Source organism: Qipengyuania sp. HL-TH1, assembly GCF_036365825.1.
GTDB lineage: Bacteria > Pseudomonadota > Alphaproteobacteria > Sphingomonadales > Sphingomonadaceae > Qipengyuania > Qipengyuania profunda.
On sequence record NZ_CP142675.1, the window covers coordinates 2280635 to 2295774 of the forward strand.

Consider the following 15140-nt stretch of genomic DNA (forward strand, 5'->3'; position numbering starts at 1 on the left):
CTGCTACGCAGGATGAACCGCGCTGGCCCTGTCCCGTGAAGGGACGCCCGCGTCAGCCGCGCGCGGGCAATCCCGCGGCGCGCAGCGCGGCATGCGCTTCGGCCACGGTGTGTTCGCCGAAATGGAAGATCGAGGCGGCAAGGACCGCGCTCGCATGGCCGCGCGTCACGCCTTCGACGAGATGGTCGAGCTGGCCGACGCCTCCGCTGGCGATGACCGGCACCGACACCGCATCGGCAATCGCGCGAGTCAGATCGACATCATATCCGTTCTTGGTGCCGTCACCGTCCATCGAGGTAACCAGCAGTTCGCCGGCCCCGAGCTCGGCCAGCCGGATCGCGTGCTCGACCGCGTCGATCCCGGTCGGCTTGCGCCCGCCATGCGTGTAGATTTCCCAGCCGCGCACATCGCCGCTGGTCGACGCGCGCGCATCGACGCTGGCGACGACGCACTGGCTGCCGAATTTCTCGGCGATCTCGCGCACCAGTTCGGGGCGCGCCACCGCCGCCGAGTTGACCGCGACCTTGTCCGCCCCGGCGAGCAGCAGCGCGCGCGCATCCTCGACGCTGCGCACGCCGCCGCCCACGGTCAGCGGCATGAAGCAGACCTCGGCAGTACGGCGAACCATGTCGAGCAGCGTCCCGCGCCCCTCGTGGCTGGCGGAGATATCGAGGAAGCAGAGCTCGTCCGCGCCCGCCGCATCATAGGCCTGCGCCTGTTCGACCGGGTCGCCCGCATCGCGCAAGTCGACGAAGTTCACGCCCTTGACGACGCGCCCGTCGCGGACGTCGAGACAGGGTATGACTCGGATGCGGACGGTCATGCGCGCGTTGCCACGCGTAGCGCAGCGGCCAGATCCAGCCGCCCGTCATAGAGCGCCCGGCCGGTGATCACGCCCTCGATGCCATCCTTCGCGAATTGCGCGAGCGTATCGATATCGGTGAGGCCCTTGACCCCGCCGCTGGCGATCACCGGAATGTCCACCTGCCGCGCCAGCCCCACCGTGGCATCGATATTGACGCCCTTGAGCATTCCGTCGCGCCCGATGTCGGTGAACAGCAGGCTGGCAACGCCCGCATCCTCGAAGCGGCGCGCCATGTCGGCGATCGGGACGTCGGATACTTCGGCCCAGCCATCGGTCGCGACCATGCCGTGGCGTGCGTCGACCGCGACCACGATCGCCTCGGGATAGTCGCGTGCCATGTCCTTGACGAATTGCGGGTGTTTGAGCGCCGCAGTGCCGATCACGATCCGCGCAATGCCCGCCGCGAACCAGCCTTCGACATCGGCGGACGTGCGGATACCGCCGCCCAGCTGGACGCGTCCGGGGAACGCGGCAACGACCGCCTCGACCGCGCCGCGGTTCTGCGCCGAACCTGCGAAAGAACCATCGAGGTCGACCACATGCAAATGGTCCGCACCGGCTTCGGCAAAGAGGGCGGCCTGCGCAGCAGGATCGTCGCCATAGACGGTCGCGCGGTCCATATCGCCTTCGGCAAGACGGACAACCTGGCCGTTCTTGAGGTCGATAGCGGGAAATACGATCATGCGTTTACATCCATATTGCGGCACCGGCCCGCGCCCCCACCCGGCCACCCATAGAATACCGTGCCGTGGGTGGCCGGGTGGGGGCGCGGGCTGGCAGGGCATCAATCAAAATCAAGGCTTCCATTCGAGGAATTTGCTCAGCAGGTCGAGCCCGTAGGCCTGGCTCTTTTCGGGATGGAATTGCACGCCCACGACATTGTCGCGCCCGACCGCGGCAACCAGCCCGCCGCCATGATCGGTCATTGCCAGCACGTCTTCGTGGTGGCGCACCTTGAAATGGTAGGAATGCAGGAAATAGGCCTCGCCGCCAACCAGCACATCGTGCCCGCGCGCATGCGGCATCGGGGCGACATCGTTCCAGCCCATATGCGGGACCTTCACGCTGATATCACTCGGTTCGATCTTGCGCACCGCCCCGTCGATCCAGCCCAGCCCCGGCGTTTCGCCATGTTCGAGGCCGCGCGTGGCGAGCAATTGCATGCCCACGCAAATGCCGAGGAAGGGCGCCCCGCCAACGAATACCCGCTCGCGCATGGCCTCGATCACGCCATGTTCGGCGCGCAGTCCCTCGGCACAGGCCCGGAACGAGCCGACGCCGGGCAGCACGATCCGGTCGGCGGCGCGCAGCACATCGGGATCGGCGGTTACCTTGACGGTCGCCCCAACCCGGCGCAGCGCGTTTTCAACCGAATGCAGATTGCCCGCGCCGTAATCGACAAGCGCGACGATTTCACCCACCGAGCTGCCCCTTGGTGCTGGGGATTGCGCCGCGCTTGCGCGGATCGACTTCGACCGCCGCGCGCATCGCGCGGGCGAAACCCTTGTAGATCGCTTCGCAGATATGGTGGTTGTTGCTGCCGTAGAGCAGTTCGACATGCAGCGTCAGCCCGCAGGTCTGCGCGACCGAATGGAACCAGTGTTCGATCAGCTCGGTGTCCCATTCACCGAGCTTTTCCTGGCTGAACCCGGCCTTCCACACGAGATAGGGACGACCCGAAATGTCGAGCGCGACGCGCGCCAGCGTTTCGTCCATCGGCGAATAGGCGCTGCCGTAACGCGCGATCCCGCCCTTGTCGCCGAGCGCGGCGGCGAGCGCCTGGCCCAGCGCCAGCGCGCTGTCTTCAGTGGTGTGGTGCTGGTCGATATGGAGGTCGCCATCGACCTTCATCGTGACGTCGATCAGCGAATGCTTGGCGAATTGTTCGACCATGTGATCGAGAAAGCCGATCCCGGTCTCGACCTGATATGATCCCGTCCCGTCGAGATCGATCTCGACGAGGATCTTGGTTTCCGCAGTGTTTCGCTCGATCCGGCCTGTACGCATGCCGCCGCGCTAGAGCCGCACGCGGCGAGGCGCAAGATAATGCACCACTTACACGGTAAAGGCGTTCTTAAACCGCTTGACCCCGACCGCATGCCACTCCACCTAGCGCGGCATGAGCGACGATACGCCCGACAGCCTGATCCCTTATGATTCCATCGTGCAGGAAGCCCTGCGCGCCGTGGTCGGGCGCGTGCTGGGTGAAATCGAGCAGGGCGGCAGCGAACTGCCCGGCGCGCATCATTTCTACATTACCTTCAAGACCCACGCCCCCGGCGTCTCGATCCCGGCCGCCCTGCGCGAGCGATTCCCCGACGAGATGACCATCGTGCTGCAGAACAAGTTCTGGAATTTGAACGTGCGCGAAGACGGCTTCGCCGTCGGCCTGTCGTTCAACCAGGTCCCCGCCGAACTCGACATTCCCTATGCCGCGATCACGCAATTCGTCGATCCGGCGGTGGATTTCGGACTGCAGTTCCAGGCGACCGTCGCCGACATGGCCCCTGCGCCAACCGAACATCCCGATAACGACGGGACGGAACAGGCGGTAGGCGAAGCCGTTGAAGGGGCAGATGACGGCTCCAATGTCGTCACGGTCGATTTCGGCCGTAAGAAGTAAGCGCCGGGTCTTCCCGGTAGAGCGGGACATGACATGGCGAAACTCGGATTGACCGACGAAGACAAACCCAACCATCTGACCGATGTGGTCGGCGATGGGCTCGAACGCGTGACCGACCGGTCGCCGTCGCATGACGATCCGGTGCCGGGCCCGAGCACCAATCCGGCGACCAATCTGATCATCCACGACATCCTGCTGCGCAGCGCGGGCCGGCTGTCGCGCATGGCAGTCGAAAAGGCAGTGCTGGGCCGGCAATATGGCAAGCAGTTTGCCAAGGATGCAGTCGAAAGCCGCAGCCTCGTGCACACGCTGGCGGCTTACGGCGTGACCAAGGTCGCGACCAAATCGGTGCCCGGCGCATTGGTGGTGACCACCGGACTCGCGCTGAAGGTTCTGTTCGATCGCAGCCAGTCGAAGCGCCAGGCGCGCCGCAAAGGTGACCGCATGCTGCACAAACAGGCGTCCTCCGACAGCAAGATCTGACAGGATACTGCGCGCAGGGGTTGATTTGGCGGCGTCCGATGCGGCAACAGCGCGCATGGCCGAATCCACCCTCCAATCCGCTACGCTTGCCCGCCGGGGGCTGATGTTCATCCTTTCCTCGCCCAGCGGGGCGGGGAAGACCACCATTTCGCGCATGCTGCTCGGCAGCGACGACGAGATCAAGCTCTCGGTCAGCGTCACCACGCGCCCGCCGCGCGCGGGCGAAGTGGATGGGGTGCATTACTATTTCGTCGACGATGCCGAATTCGATCGCATGGTCGAGGAAGACGATTTCTACGAATGGGCGCATGTCTTCGGTCATCGCTATGGCACGCCCAAGGGCCGCATTCGCAATGCGTTGAAGGAAGGGCAGGACTTCCTGTTCGACATCGACTGGCAGGGCACGCAGCAGCTGTTCCAGAAGGACCAGCAGGACGTCGTCCGCGTGTTCATCCTGCCGCCGAGCATCGCCGAACTCGAACGCCGTTTGCGCAGCCGCAATACCGATCCCGAAGAGGTGATTGCCGCACGCATGGAGCGCGCCCGCGCCGAGATCAGCCACTGGGACGCCTATGATTACGTAGTGATCAACGAGGATGTCGACAGCTGCTTCGACAAGGTCAGCGAAATCCTCGACGCCGAACGCATGAAGCGCCAGCGGCAGACGGGGCTCATCCCCTTCGTGCGCGAACTGATGGCCTGACTCGGGCCCGGGATACCCCGCAGCATATGCGCATGTTCAATCTTTGGGCCCTTTTCACGCCGCCAACCGTTAGGCGGGCAGGGTTTTGGCAAGAGTTCGAGGCGGCCGGATAGATATGTCCCCGATGCAGTCCGATCATGCGGCGAAGGTGATGGCGTTCCTCGAACGCCACCGGCTGCCGCCCTCCCCGCAGAATTATACGCTCGCCTATATCGCGCTGAACGACGCGGGCTCGCCCATGGGCCGCGCGGTCGAGGCGATTATCGCCGAAGGCTACCGCATCAAGCAGGACGAGGCGGACGAGATTTTCGATCGCCATGGCGGGATCGCGATATTCGGGTCGCAGGAACGCAATGACGGCGAATTGACCGCGCATCTGCGGCACCAGGCGATCAAGCTGGGCGAACTCGCGTCCTCGGCAGCCGATGCCACCGGCGCCTTCGCGCGTGAACTGAGCGAAGAGGCGGGCGCATTTTCGGGCGACAGCAGCAATACGCTGTCCATCGTCGCGCGGATGATCGAGCAATCGCTCGACACGCAGACCCGGCTGACCGCGGCGATGGACGAGGTCAAGGCGCTGCGCGAGGAGCTCGAGGCGGCGCGCCACGATGCCCAGCGCGACGAATTGACCGGCCTAGCCAATCGCCGGGCGATCGACGGCTATCTCGGCGAACTCGCGGCGAAAGGCGAACCGCGGATCATCGCGCTGTGCGACATCGATCACTTCAAATCGGTCAACGACCGCTATGGCCACAATGTCGGCGACCGCGTGATCAAGCTGGTTGCGGATACGCTGGACGACGCCTGCAGCCCGCATTTCGTCGGCCGGTGGGGCGGCGAGGAATTCATCGTCGTCATTCCGTCCGGCGAAGCGGCCGCGGCGGTCAAGCTGCTCGATTTCGCCCGCAGCGAATTGGCCGACAAGGAATTCAAGCTACGCGAGACCGACGAGCCGATGGGGCTGATCTCGTTCTCGGGCGGCGTCGCACTGGCCACCGGCGGGGCCGAGGCCAATGCGGCATCGCTGCGGCAGGCGGACCAGGCGCTTTATCGCGCCAAGGCCGCGGGCCGCAATTGCATCCTGTGCGCCTGACGGGTCGCCCCCGCCGACCCGGCCTTAGCTGGGTTCGGCGAAGTGGGTCGGCAGCAGGGCGTTGACGATCCCGCCATCGACGGTGAGCGTTTCGCCGATCGTATAATCGCCCGCGCGGCTGGCGAGATAGACCGCGGTGCCGCCCATATCGAACTTGTCGCCCACGCGCTTCGACGGAATGCCCGCCGCGCTCGCGTCTTCGTGGTCGCGCGCCGCGCGGTTCATGTTCGACGGGAAGGCCCCCGGTGCGAGGCTGGTGACATAGACGTGATCCTTGACCAGCCGCGCAGCCATGCGCCGCGTCAGATGGATCAGCGCGGCCTTCGATGCCTGGTAGCTGTAGGTTTCCCACGGATTGACGCGCTGGCCATCGATCGAGGTGATGTTGATCACCTTGCCCGGCTTGTCCGCGCTGGCCGCGGCCGTCAGCAGCTTGTGCAGCTTCTGCGTGAGGAAGAACGGCGTCTTGACGTTGAGGTCCATGACCTTGTCCCAGCCCGCTTCGGGGAAGTCGAGATAGTCGACGCCCCAGGCAGCCCCGGCGTTGTTGACGAGAATGTCGAGCTTGCTTTCGCGGCCCGACAGTTCCTCGACCAAAGCCTCGATCCCGTCGATGGTCGACAGATCGCCCTGGATGCCGATCACCCGGTCGCCCAGTTCGGCGCAGGTTTCCTCGATCTCGTTGATCTTGCGCGCGCTGATATAGACGCGGTCGATGCCCGCGGCGAGGAATCCCTCGACAATCATCTTGCCGATGCCGCGGCTGCCGCCAGTCACCAGCGCAACGCGCCCCTTGAGGCTGAACAGGTCTTCTAGGTTCATTTAATTCTCTCCCACTTCAGTCATTGCGAGGAGCCGCAGGCGACGCGGTAATCCATCGTGCCGCTCCCTGGATTGCTTCGCTCCGCTCGCAATGACCGGGTTTGGTGCTGGTCCTGGTTCTAGTAGCCGCTGAGCTCCGCGACACGGCCGGCATGGTAATACTGGTCGCCGAGGAATTCCTGCAGCGCGCGGTCGCGCTTCATATAGAGGCCGATGTCGTATTCGTCGGTCATGCCGATGCCGCCGTGCATCTGCACGCCTTCGCGCACGGCCAGACCGGCGACCTTGGCGACCTTGGCCTTGGCGACCGAAGCCATCAGATCGGCCTTCTCGCTGCCGCCATCGACCAGCTGCGCGGCCTTGACGGTGACCGCGCGGGCGATCTCGACTTCGGAATAGAGATGCGCGGCGCGGTGCTGCAGCGCCTGGAATTCGCCGATTACCTTGCCGAACTGCTTGCGCTGCTTGAGGTAGTCGACGGTCATGTCCATCGCGCCGCGGGCCACGCCCACGCCTTCCGCAGCCGAGCCGACCCGGCCCGCGACCAGCATGGCATCGAGCACGGCGCGGCCGCCATCGACCTCGCCGATCACCGCATCGCCGTCGAGTTCGACATTGTCGAAGGTGACATGGCTGGCCATCGAACTGTCGACCAACCGGACGCTGTCGTGGCTCATCCCGGCGGCATCCTGCGGTACGGCGAACAGCGTCACGCCGTCCTTGTCGCTATCGCTGCCCGAGGTGCGCGCGGCAACGACGATCATCTCGCTGCTGGCGCCATAGACCACGAAGTCCTTCTTGCCCGACAGCTTGAAGCCATTGCCCGACTTTTCCGCCTTGCAGGCGATGCGTTCGGGACGGTGCTTCGCGCCTTCGTCGATGGCGACCGAATAGACTTTCTCGCCCGAGATGAGGTGCGGCAGCCAGCGGCCCTTCATATCGTTGCTGCCGTGCTTCAGTGCAGTGGCCGCGAGCACGGAGGACGCCATGAAGGGCGAAGGGGTCAGATTGCGACCGATTTCCTCGAGCACGATATTGGCTTCGACCTGGCCCATGCCGAGCCCGCCGTCATCTTCGTCCACCAGCATGCCGGTGAACCCCATTTCGGCGAATTGCTGCCACAGCGCGTGGCCGAAACCATCCTTGCAGTCGCGGTCGCGCCAATGGCGCAGCTGCTTCTTGGTCGATCCTTCCTCGGCCATGAACTGGCTTGCGGAATCGGCCAGCATCGCCTGGTCGTCGTCGTAATAAAGAGGCATCGATCAGGCTCCCGGCAGGTCGAGAATACGTTTGGAAATGACGTTGAGCATGACTTCAGACGTGCCGCCCTCGATGCTGTTCGCCTTGGTGCGCAGCCAGTTGCGCGATGGCTTGCCGCCGCCGGTCTCCTCGCTGTCCCATTCGAGCGCGGTCGAACCGCCCGCTGCCATCATCAGTTCGTGGCGGCGCTTGTTCAGCTCGGTCCCGGCGTATTTCATCATGTTCGGCTGCGCGGGGTGCGCCTTGCCGACCTTGATCTCGTCGAGGAATTTCTCGCCCATCGCGCCATAGGCCAGCGCATCGACGTCGAACTGCGCCAGTTCGGCGCGCAGTACCGGGTCGATGTCGCCATTGGCGCGCGCCAGTGCGGCGCCGATGGTCCCGGTGTTGCCGCCATCGGCGCCCGAGATCATCTCACGTTCGTGGCCGAGCAGATATTTCGCCACGTCCCAGCCGCGGTTCACCTCGCCGACCTGGGCGGGCACGTCTTCACCATAGCTCTTGGGCACCTTCACATCGTCGAAGAAGGTTTCGCAGAACGGGCTGTTGCCGCTGATCAGCAGGATCGGCTTGGTCGCCACGCCTTCGCTCGCCATGTCGTAGAGCATGAAGGTGATGCCCTGGTACTTGTTGTCCTTGTCGGTGCGGACGAGGCAGAAGATCCAGTCGGCCTTGTCGGCATAGGAGGTCCACACCTTCTGGCCGTTGACCACCCAGTGATCGCCCTTGTCTTCGCCATAGGTCTGCAGCGACACGAGGTCCGAGCCCGAACCCGGTTCCGAATAGCCCTGGCACCAGCGGATTTCGCCGCGCGCGATTTCATTGAGGAAGCGCTGCTTCTGGCCTTCGGTGCCGAAATGCAGCAGCGCGGGGCCGAGCATCCAGATGCCGAAGCTGGACAATGGCGGACGCGCGCCGATGCGGGTCATTTCCTCGCGCAGCACCTTGGCTTCGGCAGGTGACAACCCGGCACCGCCATAATCCTTGGGCCAGGCGGGGACGGTATAGCCCTTGTCGCGGCAGACCTCGAACCAGGCTTTCTGCGCATCGTTCTTGAAGGTTGCGTTGCGGCCACCCCAATAGACATCGTCCTCGTCGCGGACGGGTTCGCGCATTTCGGGCGGGCAATTCGCTTCGAGCCATGCGCGCGTTTCCGCGCGGAAGGCTTCAAGGGCGCTGTCGGACATTGGCCGAATCCTCTCTTTTCAAAACAGCGGTATGTTGACGCTTACGTTAGGGTGATTCGCCCCGCCTATGCAAGGCCAGTCGCAGCCGCCTGCATTTCCGTAACGTCAGCCGGAATTCGTTGACGCGATGCGCCGCTGCCCTAAGCTGCACGCGGAGAAATTCGGGGAGAGAGTAGGGATGCGATTCTCGGGAAAGACCGTCGTCGTGACGGGCGCGGCATCGGGTATCGGCGCGGCGGCAACTGCCTTGTTCGCGGGCGAAGGCGCGGTGGTTTTCGCCAGCGATATCGATGTCGCGGGCGGCCAGCAGCTCGCCGCCGATAGCAAGGGCGATGTCCGCTTCGTCGAATGCGACGTGTGCGATCCGGCGGCGATCAAGGCGCTGATGGACCGTGCCGCGGAAGAAACCGGCGGGATCGACACGCTGTTCAACAATGCCGGTGCAGGCGGTGCGCGCGAGGGGATCGACGAGGTCGAGCCCGACGCGTGGGACCGGACGATGGACCTGCTGCTGCGCTCGGTGGCGATGGGCATCCGCTATGCGGTGCCGCATATGAAACACCGCAAGGGCGCCAGCATCGTCAATGTTTCCAGCGTGGCCGCAGTCGGCCCGGGCTATTCACCGACCACTTATGCAGTGGCCAAGGCGGGCGTGCTGCACCTGACCAAATGCGCCGCCACCGACCTGGCCCAGCACGGCATCCGCGTGAATGCGGTCCAGCCCGGCTTCATCAACACCAATATCTTCACCTCGAGCCTCGAGATGACCGGCGAGATGAAGACCATGGCCAAGGCGGCGATCGCGCAGATGTCGTCGAATGCGCAGCCAGTGGCGCGCGGCGGCCAGGCGATCGATATCGCCAATGCGGTGGCCTTCCTCGCCAGCGAGGAAGCCGGTTTCATGACCGGCGCATCGCTGATCGTCGACGGCGGGATCACGCTTGGCCCCCGGCATAGCTGGGATCCGGAGGAACCCCGGCTGTTCGCGGCGCTGGAAGCCATGGAAGAACAGGCGAAGAAGGCGGCGCAGCCCGCCGCCTGATGCCCTTCGTTACCGGCCCCCTCCCCCAGCGCCTCAAGCTGGTCCACGGCTTCGGTGCGGTGGCCTTCGGGGTCAAGGACAGCGGTTTCAGCTTCTTCCTGCTGCCGTTCTACAACCTCGTGCTGGGGGTCGATGCCAGCACGGTCGGCGCCGCGCTGGCGACGGCGCTGCTGATCGACGCGATCGTCGATCCGCTGATCGGCAATTTGTCCGACCGCACCTATACCCGCTGGGGCAGGCGGCTGCCGTGGCTTTATCTGGCGCCGTGGCCGCTCGCGCTATTGTGGACAGTGCTGTGGTCGCCGCCCTTTACCGGAACCCCGGGCTTCTGGGAGATCGTGGCGCTGGCGGTGGGCGTACGGCTGCTGCTGTCGGCTTGCGAAGTCCCCTCGGTCAGCCTCGTCCCCGAAATCACCGACGACTATGACGATCGTACCACGCTGTTCCGCTATCGCTTCCTCTCGGGTTGGCTCGGCGGGCTGCTGATGATGGTGCTGGCGTTCACCGTCTTCCTGCCCACGCCCGCTTCGCAGCTGCAGCCGGAAGGCTATGCCAGCTACGGCATGTTCGGCGCGGCGCTGATGGCACTGGCGGTGATCGGCTCGGCAGCGGCGCAGCACCATATCGTGGCGCAGCTCCCCGCGCGCCGCCCCCCGCCCTTCTCGATCCGCGGGGCCTTTGCCGAGATTTTCGATGCCTTTCGCGAAAAGGCGTTCGTCATCTTCGCGCTGGGCGGGCTGGCGGCCTATGTGCTGCAGGGCATGACCTTTTCGATCACGCAATATGTGAATCTCTACGTGTGGCAGTTTTCCGAACTTGCCTTCCAGCTTTACCCGGTCGCCCTGTTCCTTTCGGTGGTGCTGATGTTCGTCATCGTCGGCCCGCTGCACCGGCGCTGGGGCAAGCCCAAATCGGCGGCAATCGGCGCGCTGGTCGGGCTGGTCTTCTATTGCGGCCCCTATGCGCTTTACCTCGCCGGGGCCTGGCCGACGCCGGGCACCACCGCATCGACCGCGCTACTTTATGGCTTCCTGGTCTGCGCCAATACCGCCAGCGTGGTCTCGATCATCTCGGCCACCTCGATGGTCGCGGAAATCGTCGAGGCCTTCGAGGAACGCACCGGGCAGCGTGCCGAAGGCACGTTCTACGCGGGCAACTGGCTGGTTCAGAAATGCGCGACCGGCGGCGGCATCCTGCTGACCAGCCTGATCGTGCAGTCGATCGACCTGGCGCCCGGCACGCCGCAGGCCGAGGTTGCACCCGAAACCGTGACCCGGCTCGTATGGCTGTTCATGCTGGTGGCCACTGCGCTGGCGCTGGTGGCGGCGTTCTGGCTGTCGCGCTTCCCGATTTCACGCGAGCAGCACGAAGCGCGGGTGGCGGCGCGCCGGTCGCGCGATCCCGACGCGGCGGAGCGTGACCCGCTGGACGAGGCAGCCCGCGCCGACCCCGATGGACATACGATAACCCCCTGACCGCCGAGCCGGGACTTGGCTTGGCCACAACCTTCTGCCAGTTTCATGGCGCAACCGATTTGAGAGAGAAGAGGATCAGACGATGGATTTCCAACCGACAGAACGGCAAGCATACTGGCGCGACCGGGTGAAGAACTTCATCGAAGATCACGTCCGCCCCGCCGTGCCGACCTACAAGCAGCAGGACGCCGAAGGCGATCGCTGGAAGGTCATTCCCGTGGTCGAGGAACTGAAAGCCAAGGCCAAGAAGGAAGGTATCTGGAACCTCTTCATGCCGCCCCGCAATGAGGGCCACCACCATGTCGAGGAAAGCTTCGAATTCGAAGGCCCCGGCCTGACCAATCTCGAATATGCGCTGTGCGCGGAGGAAATGGGCCGCATCGGTTTTGCGTCGGAAGTGTTCAACTGCTCTGCGCCCGATACCGGGAACATGGAAGTGTTCCACCGCTACGGCACACGCGAACAGAAGGACAAATGGCTTACCCCGATCATGAATGGCGAGATCCGTTCCGCTTTCCTCATGACCGAGCCCTTCACCGCGTCTTCGGATGCGACCAACATCGAAACCCGGATTGAGCGGGACGGCGACGAATACGTCATCAATGGCCGCAAGTGGTGGTCTTCGGGCCTGGGCGATCCGCGCTGCAAGGTCGCCATCGTAATGGGCAAGACCGATTTCTCGGCCGGCCGCCATGCCGCACAGTCGATGCTGCTGATGCCCACCGATGCCGAGGGCGTCACCGTGCTGCGTCACCTGCCCGTGTTCGGCTATGACGATGCGCCGCACGGCCATATGGAAGTCGAGCTCAAGGACGTGCGCGTCCCCGCCAGCAACATGCTGCTGGGCGAAGGTCGCGGCTTCGAGATCGCGCAGGGCCGCCTCGGGCCGGGCCGTATCCACCACTGCATGCGCACCATCGGCGTGGCCGAGGAAGCGCTGCACAAGATGTGCAAGCGCCTCCAGGAGCGTGAAGCCTTCGGCAAGCCGATCTACAAGCACTCGGTCTGGGAAGAGCGCGTGGCGCAGGCGCGCATCGATATCGACATGACCCGCCTGCTGTGCCTCAAGGCCGCCGACATGATGGATACGGTCGGCAACAAGGCCGCCAAGCAGGAAATCGCCATGATCAAGGTGCAGGCGCCGAACATGGCGCTGCGGATCATCGACAATGCGATCCAGGCGCATGGCGGCGGCGGCGTGAGTGACGATTACGGTCTCGCCAATGCCTATGCGCACCAGCGTACGCTGCGACTGGCCGATGGCCCCGACGAAGTCCACGCTCGCTCGATCGCACGGATGGAGTTTGCCAAGCACCTGCCCGAGGAAGGTCCCAGCGCCAATGCGCTGCGTGACGGCAAAATCCCCAATGCGGGCAATGCCAATTTCAGCTCGGGCGACATGGGAGCGACGCGCTGATGGCGAAGGCGGCAATCCTCGAGCAGGTCGGCGGCCTCACCATCGGTGAGGTCGAGCTGGCCGATCCCGCCCCGCACGAAGTGCTGATCGACACCAAGGCCTGTGGCCTGTGTCATTCGGACCTGCATTTCATCGACGGCGCCTATCCGCACCCGCTGCCGGCCATTCCGGGCCATGAGGCAGCGGGCGTGGTGCGCGCAGTCGGCAGCGAAGTGAAAACGGTCAAGCCGGGCGACCATGTGGTCTCCTGCCTGTCCGCCTTCTGCGGCCATTGCGAATTCTGCGTGACCGGGCGGATGGCCTTGTGCCTCGGCGGAGATACCCGCCGGGCGCAGACCGCCGCGCCGCGCATCACGCGCAATGGCGGCGAGCCCGTTGCGCAAATGCTCAACCTGTCGGCGTTTGCCGAGCAGATGCTGATCCACGAACATGCCTGCGTCGCGATCGACAAGGACATGCCGCTCGACCGCGCGGCCATTATCGGCTGCGCGGTGACCACCGGGGCGGGCGCGATCTTCAACGCCTGTTCGGTCGTGCCCGGCGAAACCGTCGCAGTCATCGGCTGCGGCGGCGTGGGGCTGGCGACGATCAATGCCGCCAAGATCGCGGGTGCGGGCAAGGTCATCGCGATCGACCCACTGGCGGAAAAGCGCCAGCTGGCCGAAGTGCTGGGCGCGACGCATACGGTCGACGCCATGGCCGACGACGCGGTCGAACAGGTGATGAAGATCACCGGCGGCGGCGTGCATCACGCGATCGAGGCGGTCGGCCGGCAGGCATCCGCCGACCTCGCGGTCAAGGTGCTGCGCCGCGGCGGTACCGCGACGATCCTCGGCATGATGCCGCTCGACTGCAAGGTCGGGCTGGGCGCGATGGATCTGCTGTCGGGCAAGAAGCTGCAAGGCGCGATCATGGGGATGAACCACTTCCCCGTCGACCTGCCGCGGCTGGTCGATTTCTACATGCGCGGGCTGCTCGATCTCGACACGATCATCGCCGAACGCATCCCGCTCGAAAAGATCAACGAAGGCTTCGAGAAGATGAAACAGGGCACCTCGGCGCGCAGTGTGGTGGTGTTCGACTGATGGCCGAAAACCAGCCCATCGATTTCGACAAGGAGATGGTCGGCACGGTCGCAGTGCCCGAGGCCGACCAGCTCGACCTCGCCGCACTGACCGCGTGGTTCGAGGAACATGTCGAAGGGTTCGCCGGCCCGATCAGCTACACCAAGTTCAAGGGCGGCCAGTCGAACCCGACCTATCGCATCGACACGCCGGACCGTAGCTACGTGCTGCGCCGCCAGCCCTTCGGCAAATTGCTGCCCAGCGCACATGCAGTCGACCGCGAATACAAGGCGATGCACGCGCTCGGCCCGACCGGCTTCCCCGTGCCCAAGACCTATGGCCTGTGCGAGGATCCCGCGGTTATCGGTAGCAAGTTCTTCGTCATGGGTCTCGCCGACGGGCGGTCCTTGTGGAACGGGTCGCTGCCGAACAACACGCCCGAGGAACGCCGCGCGATCTACAATGCGATGATCGACACCTTTGCCGATCTGCATCTGAAGGATCCCGAGGCGATCGGACTGGGCGATTACGGCAAGCCGACCGATTACTGCGCGCGGCAGATCAGCCGGTGGTCGAAACAGTACAAGCTGTCCGAGACCGAGCACATGCCGCAGATGGAACGGCTGATCGAATGGCTCCCCCAGACGATCCCGCCGCAGCACGAATCCAGCGTGGTTCACGGCGATTACCGGCTCGACAACATGATCTTCCACAAGACCGAGAACCGCGTCATCGCGGTGCTCGACTGGGAACTGTCGACGCTGGGCGATCCGATTGCCGACTTCAGCTATCTCATGCTCAACTGGCACAACCCGCATGACGGGCGCGCCGGGCTGGAGGGGCTCGACCTCGAGGCACTGGGCATTCCCACCAAGGATGAAGCGGTCGCACGCTACGTTGCGCGCACCGGCTATCCTGTGCCGCCGATGGACTGGTACTTCGCCTACAACCTCTTCCGGCTGGCGGGGATCATGCAGGGCATCAAGAAGCGTGTGATCGATGGGACCGCCTCGAGCGCGCATGCCAAGTCGATGTCCGAACGCGTCGCGCCGCTGGTCGAGCGTGCGTACCAGTTCGCGCAGGCTGCGGGGATGGACTAGCGCGCC

Annotated in this window: 16 protein-coding genes; 9 read left to right on the plus strand and 7 right to left on the minus strand. The window is 64.7% G+C overall.

Translation table 11 applies throughout. From position 1 onward, the window contains the following. Nucleotides 1-52 precede the first annotated feature (52 nt). The 4 genes from hisF to hisB form a co-directional block, all read right to left on the minus strand. Complete coding sequence (gene hisF, locus VWN43_RS11770) at nucleotides 53-823, minus strand: imidazole glycerol phosphate synthase subunit HisF (RefSeq protein ID WP_320181602.1); 771 nt, start codon at nucleotides 821-823, stop codon at nucleotides 53-55. After that, the gene (gene hisA, locus VWN43_RS11775; protein WP_320181601.1) at nucleotides 820-1548 is read right to left on the minus strand and encodes a 1-(5-phosphoribosyl)-5-[(5-phosphoribosylamino)methylideneamino]imidazole-4-carboxamide isomerase; all 729 of its coding nucleotides are present in this window, start codon (nucleotides 1546-1548) and stop codon (nucleotides 820-822) included. The genes hisF and hisA overlap by 4 nt, the downstream gene beginning before the upstream one ends. A gap of 111 nt (nucleotides 1549-1659) precedes the next feature. Then, nucleotides 1660-2286: an imidazole glycerol phosphate synthase subunit HisH gene (gene hisH / locus VWN43_RS11780; protein WP_320181600.1), complete on the minus strand. Its 627-nt coding sequence runs from the start codon at nucleotides 2284-2286 to the stop codon at nucleotides 1660-1662. Continuing rightward, nucleotides 2279-2872: an imidazoleglycerol-phosphate dehydratase HisB gene (gene hisB, locus VWN43_RS11785; protein ID WP_253522041.1), complete on the minus strand. Its 594-nt coding sequence runs from the start codon at nucleotides 2870-2872 to the stop codon at nucleotides 2279-2281. Before hisB ends, hisH begins: the two co-directional genes overlap by 8 nt. Nucleotides 2873-2984: 112 nt before the next feature. On the opposite strand from hisB, the gene VWN43_RS11790 reads away from it, so the two are divergent. The 4 genes from VWN43_RS11790 (at nucleotide 2985) to VWN43_RS11805 (ending at nucleotide 5767) form a co-directional block, all read left to right on the plus strand. After that, nucleotides 2985-3488 (plus strand): SspB family protein, encoded by a 504-nt coding sequence (locus VWN43_RS11790; protein ID WP_253522039.1) that lies wholly within the window; start codon nucleotides 2985-2987, stop codon nucleotides 3486-3488. A 33-nt stretch (nucleotides 3489-3521) separates the two neighbouring features. Beyond that, on the plus strand, nucleotides 3522-3971 hold the full coding sequence (locus tag VWN43_RS11795) for a hypothetical protein (protein ID WP_320181599.1): 450 nt from the start codon (nucleotides 3522-3524) through the stop codon (nucleotides 3969-3971). A 55-nt stretch (nucleotides 3972-4026) separates the two neighbouring features. Further along, complete coding sequence (gene gmk, locus VWN43_RS11800) at nucleotides 4027-4674, plus strand: guanylate kinase (protein WP_320181598.1); 648 nt, start codon at nucleotides 4027-4029, stop codon at nucleotides 4672-4674. Between the two features lie 124 nt (nucleotides 4675-4798). Beyond that, nucleotides 4799-5767 carry a GGDEF domain-containing protein gene (locus tag VWN43_RS11805; protein ID WP_320181597.1) on the plus strand — a complete coding sequence of 323 codons (969 nt, stop codon included), beginning with the start codon at nucleotides 4799-4801 and terminating at the stop codon, nucleotides 5765-5767. Between the two features lie 24 nt (nucleotides 5768-5791). Here the strand turns inward: VWN43_RS11805 and VWN43_RS11810 are convergent, their stop codons facing one another. The 3 genes from VWN43_RS11810 to VWN43_RS11820 all read right to left on the minus strand — a co-directional run bounded on the left by VWN43_RS11810 (nucleotide 5792) and on the right by VWN43_RS11820 (nucleotide 9036). After that, on the minus strand, nucleotides 5792-6589 hold the full coding sequence (locus VWN43_RS11810; RefSeq protein ID WP_320181596.1) for an SDR family NAD(P)-dependent oxidoreductase: 798 nt from the start codon (nucleotides 6587-6589) through the stop codon (nucleotides 5792-5794). A gap of 119 nt (nucleotides 6590-6708) precedes the next feature. Further along, the gene (locus tag VWN43_RS11815) at nucleotides 6709-7848 is read right to left on the minus strand and encodes an acyl-CoA dehydrogenase family protein (RefSeq protein WP_320181595.1); all 1140 of its coding nucleotides are present in this window, start codon (nucleotides 7846-7848) and stop codon (nucleotides 6709-6711) included. Between the two features lie 3 nt (nucleotides 7849-7851). Beyond that, entirely contained in the window at nucleotides 7852-9036 is a 1185-nt protein-coding gene (locus VWN43_RS11820; protein WP_320181594.1) for an acyl-CoA dehydrogenase family protein, read from the minus strand. 178 nt (nucleotides 9037-9214) lie between these two features. Between VWN43_RS11820 and VWN43_RS11825 the strand changes: the two genes are divergently transcribed. The 5 genes from VWN43_RS11825 to VWN43_RS11845 all read left to right on the plus strand — a co-directional run bounded on the left by VWN43_RS11825 (nucleotide 9215) and on the right by VWN43_RS11845 (nucleotide 15134). After that, a complete protein-coding gene (locus VWN43_RS11825; RefSeq protein WP_320181593.1) occupies nucleotides 9215-10078 on the plus strand; it encodes an SDR family NAD(P)-dependent oxidoreductase in 864 nt (287 codons plus the stop codon). After that, nucleotides 10078-11553, plus strand: coding sequence for an MFS transporter (locus tag VWN43_RS11830; RefSeq protein ID WP_253522013.1), 1476 nt, complete (start codon nucleotides 10078-10080; stop codon nucleotides 11551-11553). Before VWN43_RS11825 ends, VWN43_RS11830 begins: the two co-directional genes overlap by 1 nt. Before the next feature lie 82 nt (nucleotides 11554-11635). Continuing rightward, on the plus strand, nucleotides 11636-12970 hold the full coding sequence (locus VWN43_RS11835) for an acyl-CoA dehydrogenase family protein (protein WP_320181592.1): 1335 nt from the start codon (nucleotides 11636-11638) through the stop codon (nucleotides 12968-12970). Further along, on the plus strand, nucleotides 12970-14055 hold the full coding sequence (locus VWN43_RS11840; RefSeq protein WP_050599626.1) for a Zn-dependent alcohol dehydrogenase: 1086 nt from the start codon (nucleotides 12970-12972) through the stop codon (nucleotides 14053-14055). Before VWN43_RS11835 ends, VWN43_RS11840 begins: the two co-directional genes overlap by 1 nt. Next, on the plus strand, nucleotides 14055-15134 hold the full coding sequence (locus VWN43_RS11845) for a phosphotransferase family protein (protein WP_320181591.1): 1080 nt from the start codon (nucleotides 14055-14057) through the stop codon (nucleotides 15132-15134). The genes VWN43_RS11840 and VWN43_RS11845 overlap by 1 nt, the downstream gene beginning before the upstream one ends. The last annotated feature ends 6 nt before the right edge of the window (nucleotides 15135-15140 follow it).

Coding starts and splice junctions, on each gene's coding strand:
- hisF (WP_320181602.1), bottom strand. CDS start 823: ATGACCGTCCGCATCCGAGTCATACCCTGTCTCGACGTCCGCGACGGG.
- hisA (WP_320181601.1), bottom strand. CDS start 1,548: ATGATCGTATTTCCCGCTATCGACCTCAAGAACGGCCAGGTTGTCCGT.
- hisB (WP_253522041.1), bottom strand. CDS start 2,872: ATGCGTACAGGCCGGATCGAGCGAAACACTGCGGAAACCAAGATCCTC.
- VWN43_RS11790 (WP_253522039.1), top strand. CDS start 2,985: ATGAGCGACGATACGCCCGACAGCCTGATCCCTTATGATTCCATCGTG.
- VWN43_RS11795 (WP_320181599.1), top strand. CDS start 3,522: ATGGCGAAACTCGGATTGACCGACGAAGACAAACCCAACCATCTGACC.
- gmk (WP_320181598.1), top strand. CDS start 4,027: ATGGCCGAATCCACCCTCCAATCCGCTACGCTTGCCCGCCGGGGGCTG.
- VWN43_RS11805 (WP_320181597.1), top strand. CDS start 4,799: ATGCAGTCCGATCATGCGGCGAAGGTGATGGCGTTCCTCGAACGCCAC.
- VWN43_RS11810 (WP_320181596.1), bottom strand. CDS start 6,589: ATGAACCTAGAAGACCTGTTCAGCCTCAAGGGGCGCGTTGCGCTGGTG.
- VWN43_RS11815 (WP_320181595.1), bottom strand. CDS start 7,848: ATGCCTCTTTATTACGACGACGACCAGGCGATGCTGGCCGATTCCGCA.
- VWN43_RS11820 (WP_320181594.1), bottom strand. CDS start 9,036: ATGTCCGACAGCGCCCTTGAAGCCTTCCGCGCGGAAACGCGCGCATGG.
- VWN43_RS11825 (WP_320181593.1), top strand. CDS start 9,215: ATGCGATTCTCGGGAAAGACCGTCGTCGTGACGGGCGCGGCATCGGGT.
- VWN43_RS11830 (WP_253522013.1), top strand. CDS start 10,078: ATGCCCTTCGTTACCGGCCCCCTCCCCCAGCGCCTCAAGCTGGTCCAC.
- VWN43_RS11835 (WP_320181592.1), top strand. CDS start 11,636: ATGGATTTCCAACCGACAGAACGGCAAGCATACTGGCGCGACCGGGTG.
- VWN43_RS11840 (WP_050599626.1), top strand. CDS start 12,970: ATGGCGAAGGCGGCAATCCTCGAGCAGGTCGGCGGCCTCACCATCGGT.
- VWN43_RS11845 (WP_320181591.1), top strand. CDS start 14,055: ATGGCCGAAAACCAGCCCATCGATTTCGACAAGGAGATGGTCGGCACG.